This window comes from Paenibacillus sp. FSL K6-1122 (assembly GCF_037977015.1).
GTDB lineage: Bacteria > Bacillota > Bacilli > Paenibacillales > Paenibacillaceae > Paenibacillus > Paenibacillus amylolyticus.
Genome location: NZ_CP150272.1, coordinates 3,864,570 through 3,882,721, shown reverse-complemented (window position 1 = coordinate 3,882,721; position 18,152 = coordinate 3,864,570). Strand labels below are relative to the sequence as shown.

General features: G+C 41.5%; 19 protein-coding genes. 2 read left to right on the top strand and 17 right to left on the bottom strand.

All coding sequences use genetic code 11. The features are described from left to right. From NSQ20_RS17535 to NSQ20_RS17525, 3 genes are read right to left on the bottom strand one after another with little or no spacing between them, the layout of a single operon-like run. Nucleotides 1-1,629 (bottom strand): hypothetical protein, encoded by a 1,629-nt coding sequence (locus NSQ20_RS17535; RefSeq protein WP_340030423.1) that lies wholly within the window; start codon nucleotides 1,627-1,629, stop codon nucleotides 1-3. Further along, nucleotides 1,613-2,359: an ABC transporter ATP-binding protein gene (locus NSQ20_RS17530; RefSeq protein WP_340030422.1), complete on the bottom strand. Its 747-nt coding sequence runs from the start codon at nucleotides 2,357-2,359 to the stop codon at nucleotides 1,613-1,615. Before NSQ20_RS17530 ends, NSQ20_RS17535 begins: the two co-directional genes overlap by 17 nt. Then, nucleotides 2,319-2,474 carry a hypothetical protein gene (locus NSQ20_RS17525; RefSeq protein WP_340030421.1) on the bottom strand — a complete coding sequence of 52 codons (156 nt, stop codon included), beginning with the start codon at nucleotides 2,472-2,474 and terminating at the stop codon, nucleotides 2,319-2,321. Before NSQ20_RS17525 ends, NSQ20_RS17530 begins: the two co-directional genes overlap by 41 nt. A 397-nt stretch (nucleotides 2,475-2,871) precedes the next feature. On the opposite strand from NSQ20_RS17525, the gene NSQ20_RS17520 reads away from it, so the two are divergent. Then, complete coding sequence (locus NSQ20_RS17520; protein WP_340030420.1) at nucleotides 2,872-3,816, top strand: NAD(P)-dependent oxidoreductase; 945 nt, start codon at nucleotides 2,872-2,874, stop codon at nucleotides 3,814-3,816. 168 nt (nucleotides 3,817-3,984) lie between these two features. Here NSQ20_RS17520 and NSQ20_RS17515 read toward each other — a convergent pair whose 3' ends face one another. The 12 genes from NSQ20_RS17515 to NSQ20_RS17460 form a co-directional block, all read right to left on the bottom strand. Beyond that, entirely contained in the window at nucleotides 3,985-6,897 is a 2,913-nt protein-coding gene (locus NSQ20_RS17515) for a hypothetical protein (protein ID WP_340030419.1), read from the bottom strand. A 94-nt stretch (nucleotides 6,898-6,991) separates the two neighbouring features. Continuing rightward, the gene (locus NSQ20_RS17510) at nucleotides 6,992-8,323 is read right to left on the bottom strand and encodes an extracellular solute-binding protein (RefSeq protein ID WP_340030418.1); all 1,332 of its coding nucleotides are present in this window, start codon (nucleotides 8,321-8,323) and stop codon (nucleotides 6,992-6,994) included. A 40-nt stretch (nucleotides 8,324-8,363) separates the two neighbouring features. Next, the gene (locus tag NSQ20_RS17505) at nucleotides 8,364-9,521 is read right to left on the bottom strand and encodes an RND transporter (RefSeq protein ID WP_340030417.1); all 1,158 of its coding nucleotides are present in this window, start codon (nucleotides 9,519-9,521) and stop codon (nucleotides 8,364-8,366) included. A 36-nt stretch (nucleotides 9,522-9,557) separates the two neighbouring features. After that, nucleotides 9,558-10,436 carry a carbohydrate ABC transporter permease gene (locus NSQ20_RS17500; protein ID WP_340030415.1) on the bottom strand — a complete coding sequence of 293 codons (879 nt, stop codon included), beginning with the start codon at nucleotides 10,434-10,436 and terminating at the stop codon, nucleotides 9,558-9,560. A gap of 17 nt (nucleotides 10,437-10,453) precedes the next feature. Continuing rightward, a complete protein-coding gene (locus NSQ20_RS17495; RefSeq protein ID WP_340030414.1) occupies nucleotides 10,454-11,320 on the bottom strand; it encodes a sugar ABC transporter permease in 867 nt (288 codons plus the stop codon). Between the two features lie 369 nt (nucleotides 11,321-11,689). Continuing rightward, complete coding sequence (locus NSQ20_RS17490; protein ID WP_165789877.1) at nucleotides 11,690-11,839, bottom strand: hypothetical protein; 150 nt, start codon at nucleotides 11,837-11,839, stop codon at nucleotides 11,690-11,692. 93 nt (nucleotides 11,840-11,932) lie between these two features. Beyond that, nucleotides 11,933-12,418, bottom strand: coding sequence for a nitroreductase family protein (locus NSQ20_RS17485; protein WP_340030413.1), 486 nt, complete (start codon nucleotides 12,416-12,418; stop codon nucleotides 11,933-11,935). A gap of 17 nt (nucleotides 12,419-12,435) precedes the next feature. Further along, a complete protein-coding gene (locus NSQ20_RS17480) occupies nucleotides 12,436-13,011 on the bottom strand; it encodes a nitroreductase (protein ID WP_340029326.1) in 576 nt (191 codons plus the stop codon). 20 nt (nucleotides 13,012-13,031) lie between these two features. Next, the gene (locus tag NSQ20_RS17475; protein WP_017688279.1) at nucleotides 13,032-13,514 is read right to left on the bottom strand and encodes a MarR family transcriptional regulator; all 483 of its coding nucleotides are present in this window, start codon (nucleotides 13,512-13,514) and stop codon (nucleotides 13,032-13,034) included. Nucleotides 13,515-13,843: 329 nt separating this feature from the next. Beyond that, on the bottom strand, nucleotides 13,844-14,368 hold the full coding sequence (locus NSQ20_RS17470) for a DUF3841 domain-containing protein (RefSeq protein ID WP_340029327.1): 525 nt from the start codon (nucleotides 14,366-14,368) through the stop codon (nucleotides 13,844-13,846). Between the two features lie 21 nt (nucleotides 14,369-14,389). Further along, the gene (locus tag NSQ20_RS17465; RefSeq protein ID WP_155985137.1) at nucleotides 14,390-14,557 is read right to left on the bottom strand and encodes a hypothetical protein; all 168 of its coding nucleotides are present in this window, start codon (nucleotides 14,555-14,557) and stop codon (nucleotides 14,390-14,392) included. An 891-nt stretch (nucleotides 14,558-15,448) separates the two neighbouring features. Then, on the bottom strand, nucleotides 15,449-15,598 hold the full coding sequence (locus NSQ20_RS17460) for a hypothetical protein (RefSeq protein ID WP_179086457.1): 150 nt from the start codon (nucleotides 15,596-15,598) through the stop codon (nucleotides 15,449-15,451). A gap of 368 nt (nucleotides 15,599-15,966) precedes the next feature. On the opposite strand from NSQ20_RS17460, the gene NSQ20_RS17455 reads away from it, so the two are divergent. Then, a complete protein-coding gene (locus NSQ20_RS17455) occupies nucleotides 15,967-16,347 on the top strand; it encodes a hypothetical protein (RefSeq protein ID WP_076327486.1) in 381 nt (126 codons plus the stop codon). Between the two features lie 147 nt (nucleotides 16,348-16,494). Here the strand turns inward: NSQ20_RS17455 and NSQ20_RS17450 are convergent, their stop codons facing one another. Both NSQ20_RS17450 and NSQ20_RS17445 read right to left on the bottom strand, forming a co-directional pair. Next, a complete protein-coding gene (locus NSQ20_RS17450) occupies nucleotides 16,495-16,701 on the bottom strand; it encodes a hypothetical protein (protein ID WP_339193474.1) in 207 nt (68 codons plus the stop codon). 477 nt (nucleotides 16,702-17,178) lie between these two features. Continuing rightward, the gene (locus NSQ20_RS17445) at nucleotides 17,179-18,141 is read right to left on the bottom strand and encodes an amidohydrolase family protein (RefSeq protein ID WP_036615371.1); all 963 of its coding nucleotides are present in this window, start codon (nucleotides 18,139-18,141) and stop codon (nucleotides 17,179-17,181) included. Nucleotides 18,142-18,152 lie beyond the last annotated feature (11 nt).

The following is an 18,152-nucleotide window of genomic DNA, read 5'->3' as shown; positions in this document are numbered from 1 at the left end:
TCATCTCACTCTAAAATTGTTTACAGCATATTTGGTTACGAGAAGGACAGCACTGGATAGATAGGCTAAAGTCAACACGATAATAACAGCAGTTAGTCCCCATAGTGTAGGACCTAGAAACATCGCCACAACAAAACTCAATGAAACAAGGCCGTTTACGAATGAGAAAAGAGGACTATTGGTTTCCAACTCCGTTGTGTAGGGTTGAATTACATAGTATAACAACAGATGATGTACTGAGAAAAACACAGCCAGTGCAATGGTTATAACCCAGATAGGAAGTAGCAAACTGATATCCTGTCCTCCAGTTAATACAAGTATAGATACACTTATTACAGCTGCTATACAAGAACCTAACGTTAGATTTATCCTTAATATACATTTAAATCTTAACAGAAAATGCTGCTTCGCATGCTGGCGGTAAAATGGATAGCGCATCAGCGGCTTATCAACATGGTAGAATAGAGCCTTACAAATCTGGCTACCTACTGTCAGATTTAGCATGACCATAATGATTAAAGGTGAGAATCTTTCAATTGAATTTAGTGAAAGATGATCTTTGAAAATGAGTACCAACAAAGGTAGGAGTATGCCTATGATCATAATAGCCAATAAACGTCTGTGGAACGGTGCACGGAGGAGAGCGGTATGCCTGGTAACAAAAATTTCGTGTAATTGCTCATATCCCTTTTTTTCTACTGTGCGCTGCTCGTTGACATGAAGGTTAGACGAAGAAGGCCTGCTAAGATCATGTTCTTTTGACTGAACCATTCTCTGTTGAAGATCAGCCATCCGTATTTCTGGATTTAACAATGGATCAGCGTGGTTTGTTACTGCGCGCACTGCAGATGTGAAATCCGTATGTTTTAGTAAAATATACCCACAGATAACCCCAGACAACGATATCAGTATCAAAAGCCCCGGTTGATCAAATATCACAGATCCAAATAGAGGAAGGTTAAGTTTTGTGAAAGGAAGGTAAGCAAAAGTCAGTGCCAGCAACATGCTCAAACTCGTAGCCCATGTTTTCTGTACAAGAATAATGCCTTTCCATTTAAATAATGCCAAATGTAAAAATTCACATATCACTCGCCAAAAAGTCATCATTCCCACAATCAGCAATGCATGAGTAATTGAGAATTTAAAGAGTACCGCAACCAGAGTCATTGAAGTCCCTTGATAGAAGAAAAATGTCGTATACCGAAAAAATAGCGTAGCTCGCATAAATTTGGTTGGGATTATCCGCATAAGTCGGACAGATGTATACTTCATTTTGTTTGATTCCAACACTTTTGCACTCGTTACCCCAGCCATTACGCCACTTATGCAAAAATACATGTGAAGAAGAAGGTTAAAATGCTCCGTACGATTAACATTCTCCGTCCATAAGAGCATGGGCAATACAAACATTCCCGCGAAATATAATAAGCTTTCCAATAAACCAGCGACAAATAATAAAATAACCGCAATTGCACTGATTGTACGTTTCGTCCGAAAAGCAGCATAAGTTTGTTCACTGATTAATTGACCTACAAACGGTAACTTTTGCATGAAATAGATCAAACGATTGACCAGTGTAATCATCTGTAACTGCCATATACGAGAAATTGTACTAATCATTCCCGTCATCGGCGTTCTCCTTCGTACTTCCGTTTTGGCTTTCATTCCGTAATAATTCAATTACCTGTTCTTCAAAGTCGGGTTGAGTAAGGATTTCGGGTGAAATCCGTGTTAAACTCCCCTGATTTAAAATAATTAACTCATCACATAGATCCGTTGCCAATTGCAATATATGGGTCGAGAAAATTAGGATATGGTCTTTTTTTAAATCACGTAACAATTGTTTCATCTCACTCGCAACGAGGACATCAAAGGAAGTTAAAGGTTCGTCCAACAGAATCACTGTAGGTTTTATGAGTAAAAATAACAACATTTGAACTTTATTCTTCATTCCATGCGAGTAATGTTTAATGAGCTTATGTCGGTCATCCTGCGCAATGTGCATCATATCAAACAGTGCATCAATATTGTTTCCTCGTCCTTCAATTACATCTACGTTAACATCAATAAAAAAACGTACAAATTCATATCCCGTCAGAAATTCTGGTAACAGTGGTAATGAATAAACGTATCCTACATCATCCATTTCCAAGTCACGCGATTTTGATTCGTTGACAAGTTTCATTTTGCCGCCATCCACTCGAATCTCGCCACCTAAACAATTGAATAACGTTGTTTTGCCGGCGCCATTGCGCCCAAGAAGGCCATAGATCTTTCCCTTTTCAAATTGAAAATTTAAATTAGTTAATACTTTTTTTTCACCAAAACTCTTCTCTACATTTTGTAATACCAATTCCATTTATTTGTTCCTCGCTTTCAAACCAATTCATTTTTTGTTTACCTGAGAATTCAATAAAACCAACCATGCCATTGTTCACGTTTTTATTCATATCCGATAATTGTTTAGTTTTCATCCGTATCAATCCCTTCGATTTTTTTCATAAAAGGATAAGGATTAATATCCCTTTAAGAGGTGAATCGTCTCACTTGACCAATATAACTAATCTTGGAAATAGACAATCACACTAAACTAATATTCTATTTCGAATGATATAATTCCTTGTATTTACATATAAAAGAGTATTTGATACAACACTACAAACGTCCCCCCCAATATATTAATGCGTCATCTAAACAGTTTCCGGGTTAATTCCCGCAGACGTTAATTTAGATTTAGCTTGATGCAACTGTTCCAAACTCACTTTCTCCATGTGAGATTTTCTTGATAAAATTGTATTAAAAGGATAAAATGACGTGCATCAAACGGGTTTTATTCGAAGAATGGTATAGCTTATGAAAGGTGGTTTAGCAATGAAGATTCTCATAGTGGGCTATTTTAGCGAGACCTCAAAATTAAATATTGCAAGGAGTTTTCCGCAAGACTGGAACGTTGTAATTGTTCCGCCCGGAAAAGAAATGCTGGATCATATTGAAGATTGCCAGGTACTCATCCCTGAACATATTAAGGTGGATCACAGTCTTCTTTCTAACGCAAAAAAATTAAAATTGGTACAGACGGGTGCAGGATTTGATAATGTGGATGTCCCTGCCTGTACACAGCGCGGCATTTGGGTTGCAAATGCTGGAGGAGTAAATGCACAGGCAGTGGCAGAACACGTAATGGCACTGATATTGTCTTATTATAAAAACATACCGTTTCTTGATACTTTCATGAAAAACAAGATGGATGAAAATCAATTGGACTACGCAGGGAGTGAGTTAAAAGGAAAAACGATTGGAATTATCGGTTTGGGTGCTATTGGAAAAAAAGTAGCTGCGTTTTGCAGGATTTTTGATATGAATGTGCTGGCGTATGCGAGAAATGCCACTGTACAATCGGATGGTTTTGTGAAAATGACGGACTTCGATACTCTTGTAAGCACATCGGACATAGTCAGTGTACATGTACCCTTGAATCAGCAAACCAAACAGCTGATCAACAAAGCGGCATTCAAAAAAATGAAAAATACCACTCTTTTTATCAATACAGCCCGCGGAGGCATTGTCAACGAAAGAGACTTGATTGATGCATTAAAAAACGGGGATATTTCAGGCGCATGCCTGGATGTGTTTGAATCTGAACCGCTTCCTATTGACAGTGAGCTCCGGAATCTGGGTAATGTGATACTTACTCCCCATACAGCAGGAATGCCTGATGGTCGGAAATTTCATAAAACAAGATATGATTTCTTTATAAAGAATATAAGACGTGTAGAAAATGGTGAAGAGCCTGAAAGCAAACTCAATCAGTTATGATGTTTTGGTGCAGGGGTACCTTTCCCCGTGTACCGATAAAATAAAAAGTCGCCTAAAATAGCGACCTTGATGGGAGTATGTTCTTGTCCGTCGACAAAAAACATCTCCGAAAATATAGTATCATATCTTCAGAGATGTTGTCCTCCAACCGCTTGTATATTATTATCTTTATTCGCTATCTGGTTTATTGGCCTGCTCTTCATATATGAATGGATAGACTTGACTTCCGAGCAATATTCTTCGTCCTTGGAACTCATCATACAGATTGATTCGAACTGTCCCACTATTTATGATTTTGCTTAAGTTGGTATTCAAGTTCATGAAGTATGATTTATTATTGCCAACGGTTAAATCGGTACCAAGTGTTAATACCTTCTCTATGGATTTCCCGCTCGGGTCAATGACTTCCATAATGAGCTTATGGTCAGTAGAACCTGTCTCATAATCTCCATTTCTTAAGAGATCATAATAAATAACGATATTAAGCATATCTTTCGCTGCGCTAAGCGTTCCCTCACCTCTCGTAATGTTGAGCTGATACGGAAACAATTCCACATGTTGCAGATTCGTTGCTGGTTGTACAACTCTAGGGCTAAGTGCTAAACGAACAGTATTAATAGAGCCCGTGAGTTCATCCCCCACATCTGCCATCTTTCCATTCGCAACCCCTTCTCCGACATACAGTTCAAGCTGCGAAGTATTCACATTTAGTGGAAGCTTGCTCCAGACCGTCACCAGGTTTTTCCCTTTCGGACTGGTCTTGGCGGACGATTGGCTGACCTCTGCCTCAAAATACTCGTTATCTGGTGTTTTGTAGTAAGCAACTAACTGTGACTGCTTGGATTGCCGTTTTTCCTGGTTGGTCATTTCCAGTTCCGTGTACATTAGATTGGACTTAGCGTCATGGTAAATGGTGGTCAAGCGTTCACGGACTTCTGATTTCTTGCCCGGAGTACGGATGGGATAAGAGTCGCCTGCAGGAACCAGGCTCATAGCGTTGTTGAACGCGTTAAAGTTCAACGACAGAAATTTAGTAATGTCCTCGCCAGTTGTTTCCTTGAGCTCAATTCGTAATTGATTGAAATTATACGAATACGGTATGTTGGCAAGGACATAGAGTTCCACGGTTTCATTGGGCGCCAAGGTCGTCTGGTTATCCTGTACCACGATTTGGCCTGTACTACTGAGATCCCGCATTCCAGCATTTATTGCTGCTTTTAGCACAGGCAGCTGCACGGTCGTCGTTTTGGTATTACGAATGCTGATTCGGGCTACGATCTGATCTTTATCTCCCCATGGCAGCCGCTGATATGAGCTAAGCTTCACGCCAAATGTCCCGTGACTATTCTCGATGATATCTTCTAAGCCCGGATGGCTTTTGCCTTCTTGAGCATATGGAATTTTATAAAGGGCCGTCGGGAAGCTAATCTTCCCTTCCGTAGTAGGCTCCGTCAATTGCAGCTGCAGCGTATTCTGTTTCATATGCAATGGCACATCTACATCCAGATCGATAAGCTTCTCCTCCATCGGTTTCAGCGTAACATGGTCAATTGCCTTGGCATTCACCGGAATGCTATAACCTTCATCCGTAAAGATGGAAAGCTCATAAGCTGGCAGCTTCACGGATTTTTCACTGAGATTTTTAATGCGGAATTGAATATTCCATTTGCCAGTATTGTTCTCAGTATATACAGAAGCATATTTCAGCTGCGTTTCAATCGTTTGATGGTTCACCGAAATTTTTCTGATGCCATAATCCGGCACAGGCTTATCAGCGGTAACAGCTGGAAGTTTGAAGGTTTTTACTGGTAGCATCATTTTCAACGTTTCGTCTTCTTGCGTAAATTGCATCGTCATAAGTTCTGTTTTAAGGTTGGATGGAACCTCTGCCAAATAATATATCGTTCGTTTCTGCCCTGGCTGGATCTTGAAGTTGCTCCCAGTATCATCCTCAGGCACAAGATCGAATACTGAGCCCCCGGCCGATTTCAGTTGTGCTTTATATCCGGGATCGCTTAGTACCTTCTTGCCCCCATTTGCAAATTGAACGGCCACTCTCATGTATACTTTTCCATTATGATTCATTCGCTGCATCTGTTCCGCCTTGACCGTGACTGGCTGCTGTTTCATCATGATCTTGGTGCTTTTGCCCTTCACTACAGCAACATCCGGGGCTGCATCAGGAAGGTTGAACGATTGCACTGGGAGCTGGATCTTCAATACTTCATCTTCCTGTGCAAGCTGCAGAGTCATGCCATGTGTCCTCATCGTGGAGGGTATCTCAGCCCAATAATTGATGACTCTGCTCTCCTGAGACTGAAGCTTGTAGCCGGAGCTGGCTGAATCGGGTACAAGCTCAAATGTTGAACCGCCCGCTGACCTTAGATATGCTTTATATCCAGGGTCACTTAGCATCTTGGTTCCTCCGTTCGAGAGCCCTAGTCCCAATTGAACATACACTTTTCCATTAATTTTATACCTCTGCAAGGTATCCACCTTGGCTGTGACAGGAAGATTATTTATTGTAATCTTTTTGCTCTTACCTATCGGAATTATAGATGAGTACTGAACAGGAATCGTGAATTGTCCCAGCTTTTTCTGATAATTTGCGCTGTTAAAATCCCATCCGAACATGGAAATTTTGATCCCGTTGACCTTTGTCGAGTTGCCTATGTTTGCATAGTACGTCACAGAAAGGCTGCTGTTCGCAGGCACCGTTCGTTTATCAGCATCACGGGTCACTGCTTTTCCTTTTATAGTCGTACCACTCGGCGTAGAAATCTTGGAAAAATAATCGATAAGATCCACCCTATTGCCGCTGCTGTTACTGTAACGAAGCGTATATATAAGAATACTTCCACCTGGCTGAGTAAAAACATCCGTACCGGTCAGCTTTACATGGACGCTCTGCTTCAACGAAACTGAGCCCAGTTGATCTAATGTCAGACCAGACGCGGCTACAGCAGATTTGGAAACGAGATGATCAGCCGTGGATGCCCCGTATACGTCAAGGGCCATGAAATGACCCAACACGGCGGCACTGAGTAGTATTGTCACATATGCTTTTTTCGGCCTATACATGAATCTACCTCCCTGTATAAAAAGACATTTGCCCGCTTTTCATTCTGTGAAGCAGGAAGCAGCGCACGAATGCAGGCTGCTTCCCGCCATTTACCTATTCGTTTAGATAAGTTGTGACCCGGTTTTGGATCAGTTTGGCTACTTCCTCTGCAGTTTTCTGTCCGCTAAAGAATGCAACGGACTCTTCTCCGGCAATATTTAACACTTTAACATCCAGATCTACATATTGATCGGCGGATTGAACAATTTGTTTAAACACGGAGAACTGTTCATCCGATACTTTTGCCATCTCCCCATTTGGAAGCTTGTATTCGCCATTTTTAACTTTTTCTTGAAGATCATCAATTTTCTTTTCATTCACGGATTTAAGCATCGAGAATCCTTCTCGATCTTGTAACATTTGCACTTCTTCCGACAATAAGAAGCTGATGAACTTCCAGGCTTCATCCTTTACGGGCGATTTGGCATGGATTGCGAACTGTTTTATAGTAGCTACTCGCGAGCCTTTTCGATCTCCGATTTCTCCCGCCTGCGGTGATTGCAGCAGCTTGGGTTGATCAAAAAGCATGTAGGGACCTTCGATAAAATCAATTGGCGACGTAATTGACGTGGAATTGAACATTTGATTGCCCGGCTTTGCTTCTTCCGATGTCACAATCTTTTCCTCGTACATTTGTTTAACCTGCTCGAACAGATTCACAAATTCGGTAGAATCGAATGTTGCCTTTTTGGCCGAAGGATCGACAAATGCAGCGTAGTTCTCAACAAGCATCTCCTGAAAGAGGAGTTCGGGCGGGTAGGACGCTAACGCATAAACCTCATCGGTACCGCTTTTCTTTTGGATTACTTCCTTTGAAACCTTCTCAAACTCTTTCCAGTTCCAGGTCTTATCATCAAACTTAACATTAGCGTTGCTCAGCATTTCCCCATCTCCTACAAATGCTCGTAACATGTACCCCAAAGGTACGGTATACATTCCATCATTCACCTTCAAACCGTCCAAAATATTCATTTGCAAATCGTCTTTATCCAATGTCTGATCTTTATTGAGCAATTCGTTCATGTCGAGAAGAACACCTTTGCTTACATATTCTTTGAATGGGAGGTCATCAACTTCAATGATATCCATGCTTTTTCCCGATAACATGGCTGTATTCATAGAATTCCGATACTTCTCGTAGTCCCCTGATCCCCATTGTTCTCCCGTCTTATATGCATTGATCTGAAGATCGATGTCCGGGTATTTCTCTTCGAATTTTTTCTCCACTGTTTGATAGAATGGGGTCGACTCTGTCACAGACAAGGTAAGGACTGTTTTTCCATCTTTCGATGTCACTTTATCCGCTGTACTACTTCCCCCTGGACTGTATGCGGTTAAACTCGTGATAAGAACCCCCATAGAAAGGATCAAAATCCACTTTTTCATTGTATAATTCCTCCTGAACTCTTCTTATTGTTACGTCTCACTATTCCAAGCGGATACGGTCGCCATCTTGCAGAGGCTCGCTACTTTTCAGAATGATCTTATCCTCTGCATAGATGATGTCGGTTTGGATCATCGTTTCTTTGTCATTCTTCTCGCTGGACTCAATCTTGACTTTGCGAACAACAAATACATTACCGAGTGCCCCCGGCTGCTCCTTGACTACAAAAACATAAGTGCCTTCCCGGTCCTGATGAATAGCTTCATTGGAAATAAGCAGCCCTTGATCGAGAGAACTTTTCTCGATTTTCACCCGAGCCTGCTCACCTCCCTTCAGTTCGGCATCGAGGAGCTTAATACGAAGGATCTTTTGAGGGAGGGTTACCATCCCCGCTCCTTCATCAGATGCTCCCTCTATAAGTGGCTCCGCATTAATGATTTCTTCAATGATGCCATCCATGCTGTTGGCTTGCCGCTCTTGATCTGTATCTACCTCTACCTTGATCCGCTCTCCGATGGATATCCCTAACCTGGACAAACGCTTTGCATCCGCATTAACCTCGAACTTGTACCCTTGCCCGCTGTTCGAGACAATGATATCCGGCTCGCCTGTGGAAGCCAGTCCTTCTACCGCGTTCAACTTCGTTATAATACCGTCGAACGGAGCGGTCAGTACCTGATCTTTGGTCAGTTGTTCTCTCATTTCGTTGATCTTGCGCTCCTGCGCAGCAATATCAAGTTTGCCTTTTTCAATTTCACGTTGTGCGCTGCGCAGCTTAAGTTCATCTTCTTCGAGGGACGATTGGATGAACTGGTCCTGAAGATTCTGCTGCTCGATCTTCTGCTTATCCAGATTTGTTACTTCAAGTTCAATTTCTTGTTTTGTCGATTGACTATCATAGGTGATAAGCTTCTGTCCTTTCTTTACACGATCGCCTTCTTTCACAAGAATCTGCTGAGTCTTCCGCTCGGTTGAACTGGATAACTTGGCTTCAGCAATCGGCTGAAGGATTCCGCTACCTTCAATAACTAACTGGATGTCTCCCATTTTAGGCTGCTCCGTAGTCACTTTCGGTAAGGTTAGCGATTGCAGCGTATTGCTGAACAATGTGAAGACCAGCAGCAATCCCATAAAACTTATGAACACGACTAGAATGATTCGCTTTCGTCTTTGCTCAGTAGCCCCTGTATTTAACTCCATATCCTTTCTTCTCCTCCCAAAACCAGCACTGAAAAGTTAACCTTTAACTCCGGATAATTGAATACCCTCAATGAAATACGACTCCGCATACAGAAATACCATCACCATCGGGGCCATATAGAGCATGGATGCAGCAAAAGCAATACCCTTGTCGCTTTGATTAATCGTGGATAAAAAGACGGACAGCGGCTGCTTGAACGGGTCTTCTAAAAAAATAAGAGGCTGTTCCACCATGTTCCAATAATCAACGAAGAGTAAAATCACAAGTGCGGCTAATCCCGGCTTGATCATCGGAATAATCATCGTAACAAATATCCTTAAATGTCCTGCTCCGTCCATTTTGGCAGCTTCAATATAGGCGTAGGGAATGTCCAGCATGAATTGTCTGAGCATAAACACGCCAAAAGCTGCGAAGATGCCAGGAAGAATGATGGCACTCGTACTATTCAGCATCCCAAGCATATCGACCATAATGTAATTGGGTACCAGCGTGACTTGGAATGGCATGAGCATCGTCATGACATATACCAAAAACATAGAGTCCCGGCCGCGAAATTTTAGCTTGGAGAATGCATAGGCAGCCAGGGCCGCAACAAGAGTCTGACCTACAATAATCGGTACGACCATGAACACCGAATTCCAGAACATCAACATAAATTTCGGGTTGTCGATAAATACCTTCCCGTACTGTGCAAAGGAGACCTTATCCGGAATCAGCTTCAGGTTTGCAAATGCACCGTCTCTACCTACGGCTGCTTCATTCATTTGCCCGATGAGGCCATAATTGATCCCAATTTCCTGTTCTGTCATCATCGAATTTGTGAATATAATCACAATTGGCGATATTAAGATCAAGGCAATAACACTCAGGATGAATGTTAATACACCATTTTTCAATATGTAGACTATTCGCACAGACTTTGCTTCACCTCCTACTCCATGTACTGCCGATGCCGACGCTCCATCGCAAACAGAGCTAGAACGATCAGCAGTATACTGACAAACATCAAGGATGCCGCTGCGGTTAGTTTCTGAATGTCGAGTGATATGAACATATTATTCATATAGTGCTGCATCATGTAAATACTGTCATGGGGATAACCGCCAGCAATGAGATACGTTTCCCGAAACACTTTAAATGAGTTAATAATGGACATAATCACTACAAAAAACATCGTCGAAGTCAGATAAACCAGTGTAACACTCCGAAATTGCCGTAAACGACCAGCACCTTCAATTCGAGCCGTTTCGTAGTAATCCTTCGGTATTTGCTGAAGTCCGGCAAGGAATAAAATAACGTTGTAACCTATGTTCTTCCATATATAGACCATAATCACGACTATACGTGCCGATTCGGATTTCATCCAATCCACCCGTCCGTATCCGAAACTATCCAGCCAGGCGTTAAGGGACCCGTTCCAATCAAAAAGGATCTGCCAAATCATGATGATCGAGGCGGTGGGCACAACAAGCGGCATCACATAAGCTGTTCGAAGCCATTTTTGGATATAGGCATTTTTATGTAGAAGCATCGCGAGCCCCAATGACAGCATGATCATAAGTGGAACACTGATCGTACTGAAATATAACGTGTTGGAAGCTGCTTTGAGGAAAGAAGCACTTCCGAGCAGCTCACGATAATTATCGAGTCCCACAAAATGACCGTCTACCGAATGGCTCATAAACGAATAATACACGCCCATGGCAAACGGGATAAGGTAAAAGAGTGCAAATCCGATGCCGCTTGGCACAAGGAAGAACATGGCCGCCGAAGCATCCTTACGGAGCCATTTTTTCATGGTTTTCTAAATTCATCCTTTCACTGTTAACTTTAGTCTTTCATTCTGTTTCCTGTTTTGCCTCCCTTTCCACTCATTTTAGAAAAGAGTGTTTAAGAAAATAGTGGTAAGATATTAAAAAATTCTAAAGTTTCTTACTGATTTTGCGGTTTCGTGAGCAGCTTAACGAATTAAAGGGCAAAATAATGATTAGATACGCCTAATAGGCACTTGGTAGAAGCTCTTGCCCCGCGGCATCACTTTACTTTTTTTCTATTCTTATTTCATCTAGAGTTGCATTTTTTCAATGCATAATGATACAGAAAAAAACCTCAGCCCGGTTAACCGAGCTGAGGTTCTTTTAACTTTCTAGAAGGTCTCGCGTATGCTTTATTTAATAACTTCAACCTTTTTATCCCCTGCTGACTTCGCTACTTCTAACGTTGTTGTACCTTGAGTAGCGACTATCACGCCAGTAGCCAACATAGAAACGATTAAAGCTGCACTGAGTGCTGTGGACATTTTCTTCTTCTTGACCATAATCATACCTCCTATATTTATTATGTAATAAGCGGCTCAAGACGATGACGAGCCGAGGTTTTCCATTTGGAGTCTCATCCCATCGTCCCCACCTTACAGCAGTTCAAAATGAAGTTGAGTCTCAGGTAACTTCGTATTTCCTTTCCACTGATGTGCACCGTAACCCAATTCCAGAACCGCAGCAATACGCTCGTTACTCAGTACACCAAACATTTCAGTACGGCTCGGGTCGTACATCCAGTCATGTAAGGTACAGTGCACACCCAGACTTTGCTCATGAGCCAGCAAGCGGAAATTCTGAATTAGGCAACAGACAGCTGCAAAGTCCTCTTCCCGCTTATATTGATCCGCCTCTTCCTTCACCAAGACCAGAAGATACGCAGGAGCCTGGTTCTGTAATCCCTGCATGATGTCCCCATACCGGTTATCAGCAAAGATAAATCGCCACGGCTCTCGGAGGCCATCATTTGGCGCCCATACGGCATGATTGAGTAACTCAAGGATTAGATCCTGCGATACCGGTTGATCCAAAAACTCACTCGGTCCGTCCATGTCTCCTTCCAAATCTGACAATTTCATTTTCATATCCTCCTCTTCTATGTAGACTGTCCTCGCAATACGGTCCACTTCTGCTCGGCTGGTGTCCTTTTCCGACTTCTTGGCGCTTTGTCGTAATATCCTATATGAAGAATACCAACAAATCTTTCATCCTCACGTAAGCCAATTCCATTGAAGAACCCTTCATGCTGAATCATGGACTCTGTATCCCACAACATTCCTAACCCTCGTTCCCAGCCCAGCAGTTGGAAGCTCTGCATCACCCCACAGGCAGCCGCATAATTACGGTCATTGGTCAGACGATTCGGTCCTACAGTCGACATAACAATGACGTGCGCAGGAATATCGGTAAATCTCTTTTTAAAAACATCCAGAAGTTTCCCAGGAATCAGCTTGCCGAGCTTGCTTTGTGACATCTGTTCCAGCATGCAATCCACCAACCGTTTGCGTGCTTCTGGCGTTCCGGCATACACTACACGCCATGAGCCAGACTCAACAAATGGTTGAAGCCGTATAGCCTTACGCAGTAGTTCAACAACCAACTCCTGGTCCACCGGCGTAGAGTTACATTTACGAATACTCCTGCGCTCCCTGATCAATTCCGCCAGACTCATATGCTTCACTCTCCTTTGTTCTATCTGGATTCAATATTTATACTGCTGTCTTGTAGAAATTGATGGATTACTTTTAGCTCCGTTTCCGAATATTTGTCAAGAGTACGATAGAAGCGCTCAGCCTCATGTATATGCAGACGTTCATGCAATTCAAAGATTTTTTTGCCTTGCGGTGACAACCGGAAATAGCTCTCCTTTTTGTTGTCGTTCATTTTCGTACGTTTGACGAATCCTTCCTCGAGCAGTTTGTTGCCAATTTTGGTGATACTTGCTTTGGACAAGTTCATCGCCTCGGCAATACCCGTGTTGTTAATGGGCTCATGCTTGCCTATGCAATCTATCATATGAACCGCGGTCAAATGCTGAGGGATTTTCTCGATGCTTTCACGCTGGGCGATACTTAGGAAATGCTCGATTTCTGTATCCTTGTGGTTCTCATACACATGTAAAAAACGGATAAATTGGTCATAAAGCAACTGTTTTGTTCGATCTTTTGAGATCATTCTTTGATCGCTCCTTATTTACTTGTAAACAAAAATATTCTTTTAAAAATAGAGTTATTCTAAATAAATTCTTATATTTAGTTTACTGGTTAACAATATATCATGAATGATAATGCTTATCAACTATATTCTCTGACATTATGAATGATGAGTTTAGAGTACTAAACCACCAGATTAATGACTTTAGCCCTCACACATTTAGGCTATTGGCCATATCCTAACTTGGAATTGTAAGTAACGATTAAAGGGAAGGATTTTTCAATGTTCCCCCAACAACATTTGAAAAGAGGTCATGATATGTCTTATTTACCTTATTGTTATAATTGTTATTAGTATAACTTTGATTTACGACTAATATATTGCTCTACTCTCTTCACTTTTTCTAAGTAGATTCGTCCCGTAGTTCCCTGAAGCCATGCACCATTACCTGTCCAATTAACATCAACCGCTCGATTTAAATCAAAAATCCGCTCCCAACTTTCTTCTTTCGTCATTTCTAGTATCCCCTTATTAAACTCATCTTCTTCATGTTCATTATCAGAGCAAAATCCATTGTTCAGTACCAGGTTCCATCTATCAAGATCTGATATTAGTACATCTGTCTCCTTGAGATCAATGGTCAATCTTACGCATTTAGTTCCTCCCTCAAAATGTCCGGTAGATCTCATATCCGGCTTTTTGATCCATAGCCAGATTGAATACTCACCTTTATAATTAGGTAATCTTGTTTTCATTTGTTCCATCATCCATATGTATTGTTTTGGAAACATTAAGTGTTCAGAGCTTCCCTCCAAGTAACCTGTTTCTTGAGCTTGTTTCCAAACCTCTAATGTCTGCATACTCCAATAAATCATTTTCTTGGGTACCTCCTTGCTTTAAATTTCTCGCCAGTCTTCCCCATATTCTCTTTCTAACTCATCTTTAAATTTAAAGTATAGATCTTCAATTTCCTGATATACTTGCTCCTCTCGTAACTCCAAATCATTGTATCTAGCCTCGATCAAATAAAATAACAGAGCCTTTTCCCTAAATTTTAATTCCATCTTACGTGTCTCCTTATAAAATATAGTTCAACTAAGATAAGTTTTGGATCTCTCTGAAGTACAGATAACTCATCTTTTTTGCTTAATTCCTTAAACAAGTCCCGTTGCTCACCATATATATTCTGAGTTGGCGTTCCAAGCTACATTCCCTTCTCTTTGTATCATGCCGCTTGTCCTTTCTCTTTTCTATAACTGATTGAGCCACAAAGATAAATTCCATATAACACATCGTAACGGTTTCTAGCTGACATGACAAACTGTGAACAAAAGTAGCCGATCACGTTGGTCGACTGCCTTTTTCGTTTTATTGATCTCATGTTCCCAGTTAGCTTAACGCCTGTACCCGGTCTACAACTTTATGATTACGGTCTAATTCTTCATTTCATCGAACACAACAGATCTTGTTCGTTTCTCCGCTCCATGCGTTACTGTCTTTATATGGACAAATATGTAGTACTAATAAAAGAAGGTCCTCACGTCCATCCGTACTAAAGAACAAAATGAGCTCATACGTATGTAGCGCAAAGAACAAATCCTGGACGTCGCCGTGCCCTCCTACTTTTGCACCGGACTCGCCCGACTCGCTATGCAAGCTATTACGAATGAGGCCTGATACGAACATGATCATTTTAAAAAGTGATTATGAAATCGAATCCATCCGTAAGGCATGCCAAGTGGTGGCTGAATGCCATCGTAAAATTGCCCAGGTACCTGCACGAGGTGCCAATGTATAATTGGTAATTGCGCACCATGATCTTGTCCCTCGACATCAATTCATAATGATAATGAAAAAACCTCAGCTCGGTTAACCGAGCTGAGGTTTTCGCATCAGGTGCTCAATATGCCCTAATTGGGACGATATAGTCGCACCTAAGCTTCTTCATAGTAAGGTCACGCTTGTGCTTTAATTACTTCAACCTTTTTATCACCTGATGATGCCTCTAACGTTGTTTTACCTTGGATAGCGACTATCACGCCAGTAGCCAGCATAGAAACGATTAAAGCTGCGCTGAGGGCTTTGGACATTTTCTTCTTGACCATAACCATACCTCCAGTGTCTAATTACAATATTTAACTTTGTTGGGTAATCCATCGGGTGATTGTATTATAACCGTACTGACAATGATTGTAAAAGGATTTGTTCCTTCCTCCGGTTGCCCTCTATTGCGACTGAATATGCCAGTGAATTTTCCGTGGTTACATAAGAATCTAAATAACCTAAAAATGGTTTACAATTACGACATTAAATGTTACATTAATTTGAAATTGAGTAATTTAATAGATTCGACTGGGGTTAAGGATCTGGGGATTACGAAACTGAGGCAGTGTTTGCCGTTTGACAGTCTGGTAAGTATGAATATGACGGTGGTTCTAAAACACCATTCATTCAACATTAGGAGGATATTCTAATGAAAACAAAATCACTAAAATTAATTACAGTTGGTGTGACTTGTGCTTTAGGGATTGGAATAGGAGTTTATGGCTGGGGAGCTGCATCTGCCGATACTAGTCCCTCTAAAGATCAAATGGAAATAAAAATCAATGATAACGGTCAAACATATGGTTCATTTATTTATCATGATGAAACAGAATTAGATCTAGTTAAGGCTTTTGGTGTAGACGGAACTGAAGGTTACATCAAGACTTCAGATATGAATCAAGATTTGCCACAAACTCCCGAAGAAGCAATTCAGAGTATGAATGAACCAAAATTCGATAAGTATATAAACTTGTACGATAGCAACGAGAATATTATCGGAAAATTTCTACTCACTAGTTCAGATGATTAACACTAAACTATACTACTCCCCCAAAAAAAGGCTCTCCATGATGATTGAGGGCACTTTAAAATGCCAACATTTATAAACAGGATACCCACCTCATTTCTGAGAAGGGTTATTCTGTTTTCTTTGCTCCTTGATCGGCTTCCTCGTTATCTACCGCAAAACCCGATTTTGCTCCTGAATTTCAGGTGATTGAAAGGCTAAGATATATCTTCCCACCGCCGTTTTAATAACAGGCAATTTTTCTCCTTTTTCATAATGTGTCCTTGTCGGAAAACTACCTGGAATAATATGCGTGGCAAGAACGGAATCATCACTCAAGACACCGATAAAGATGGTTTCGCCAGTTAATGTCTTCAACTCGTCAGCAACTCGAAGAATACTTAGATTAAAAACTATGATCTTGAAGCTTACTCATTAAAACACTACAATGTCTTTGATTTCAATTGGCATGGCGCTACCATCCCCTCAATTACTTTCAATGAATCTCCCACTTAATCGGTTAATTTGACGATCACACTATGCATATCTTCTACAAAGTAATGGTGCGATCTATATTCTCTGCAACTCCTTCGGGATGATCTCTATTACGTCAAAGCAACGTTGCATATAACTTTTGTTCATTACATACGCCCTCTGTTTAACCACCTTTCGTTTAATCTTAAAATGTCTCATACTACTTGAAAAGTAGGCACCTTTTTATTAGATAGGAACCAGAATGTAACTAATGGGTGTTAACAACAAAACAACCGTTTCAAGAACGATTGTTTTGTTGTTACATTGTCATGACAGATTAAACTATTGTTTTGTAATGTTGAGTTATCGGTTCCTAACACTTTAAATTAACTTTTTCTCTATATCAAAAAGCTTAGAAATGCGGGGAAATAGACGAAAGGCATTGCCATAAGCGATCGCTTTCGCGTTTTCTTCGCTGATCTGCTGTGCTTCATGGAATACCGACTCCCGTTGTATCCGAAGGACGCTGTCCGCTGGCCAAGGTATGTCCGCTCCGAACAGAATCCGATCAGGCGCAATCAACTTTTGGATCGTGCCGAGGTTCAACGTGGAATCATAATAAAGGTGGTCCAGTTTGGCTATTTCAGCTTGAAATTGTTCCGGTGTTGTTTCAACCTGAATCGAATCTTGTCCGATAGCGGCAAGCGCAATTCTCCATTTGATATACGGAACCATGCCCCCTGTATGGGGAAGAATGAACGTAATGGATGGATATTGGTCGAAAATGCGATGAACAGCCATCGTAGTGACAGCCCGCGTTGTATCGAAGGTGCCCTCAAGCAATGCAGGACTAAGCCCAGCGATTTTTTGTGGTATAAGGATGGGATGTAGAAACACAACAGCACTGCGTCGATCCAATTCGGTTAACAATTCGGTGTAATCCGGATGGCTTAAATATTTACCCTGATAACTTGTCAGCATTGCAACACCATCCATCCCAAGAACATCAAGTGCATACAAGGTTTCTTCCATGGCTGCTGCGGGATCGGGGAGTGGAAGCGTTGCAAATGCACCATACCGCTCAGGATGAAGTTGAGCATACGATGCGAGCTCTTCATTCATTTTACGTGCCAATGCGTTGGCAGAAGATTGGTCGATGAACGTCAGGTCTGACGGGGCTGAAAGGAATGAAAACGAGATGTCACATACATCCATTTTTTGCATCCCGATCTCGGGCGTCCACTTCGGCATAAAACTTGGAATCTCCATTCCCAGCTCCCGCTGCTTTCGTTGCATTTCTTTAGAGATGATATGGTGGTGAACATCAATGACAGGATTAAACATGCGTGATCAGC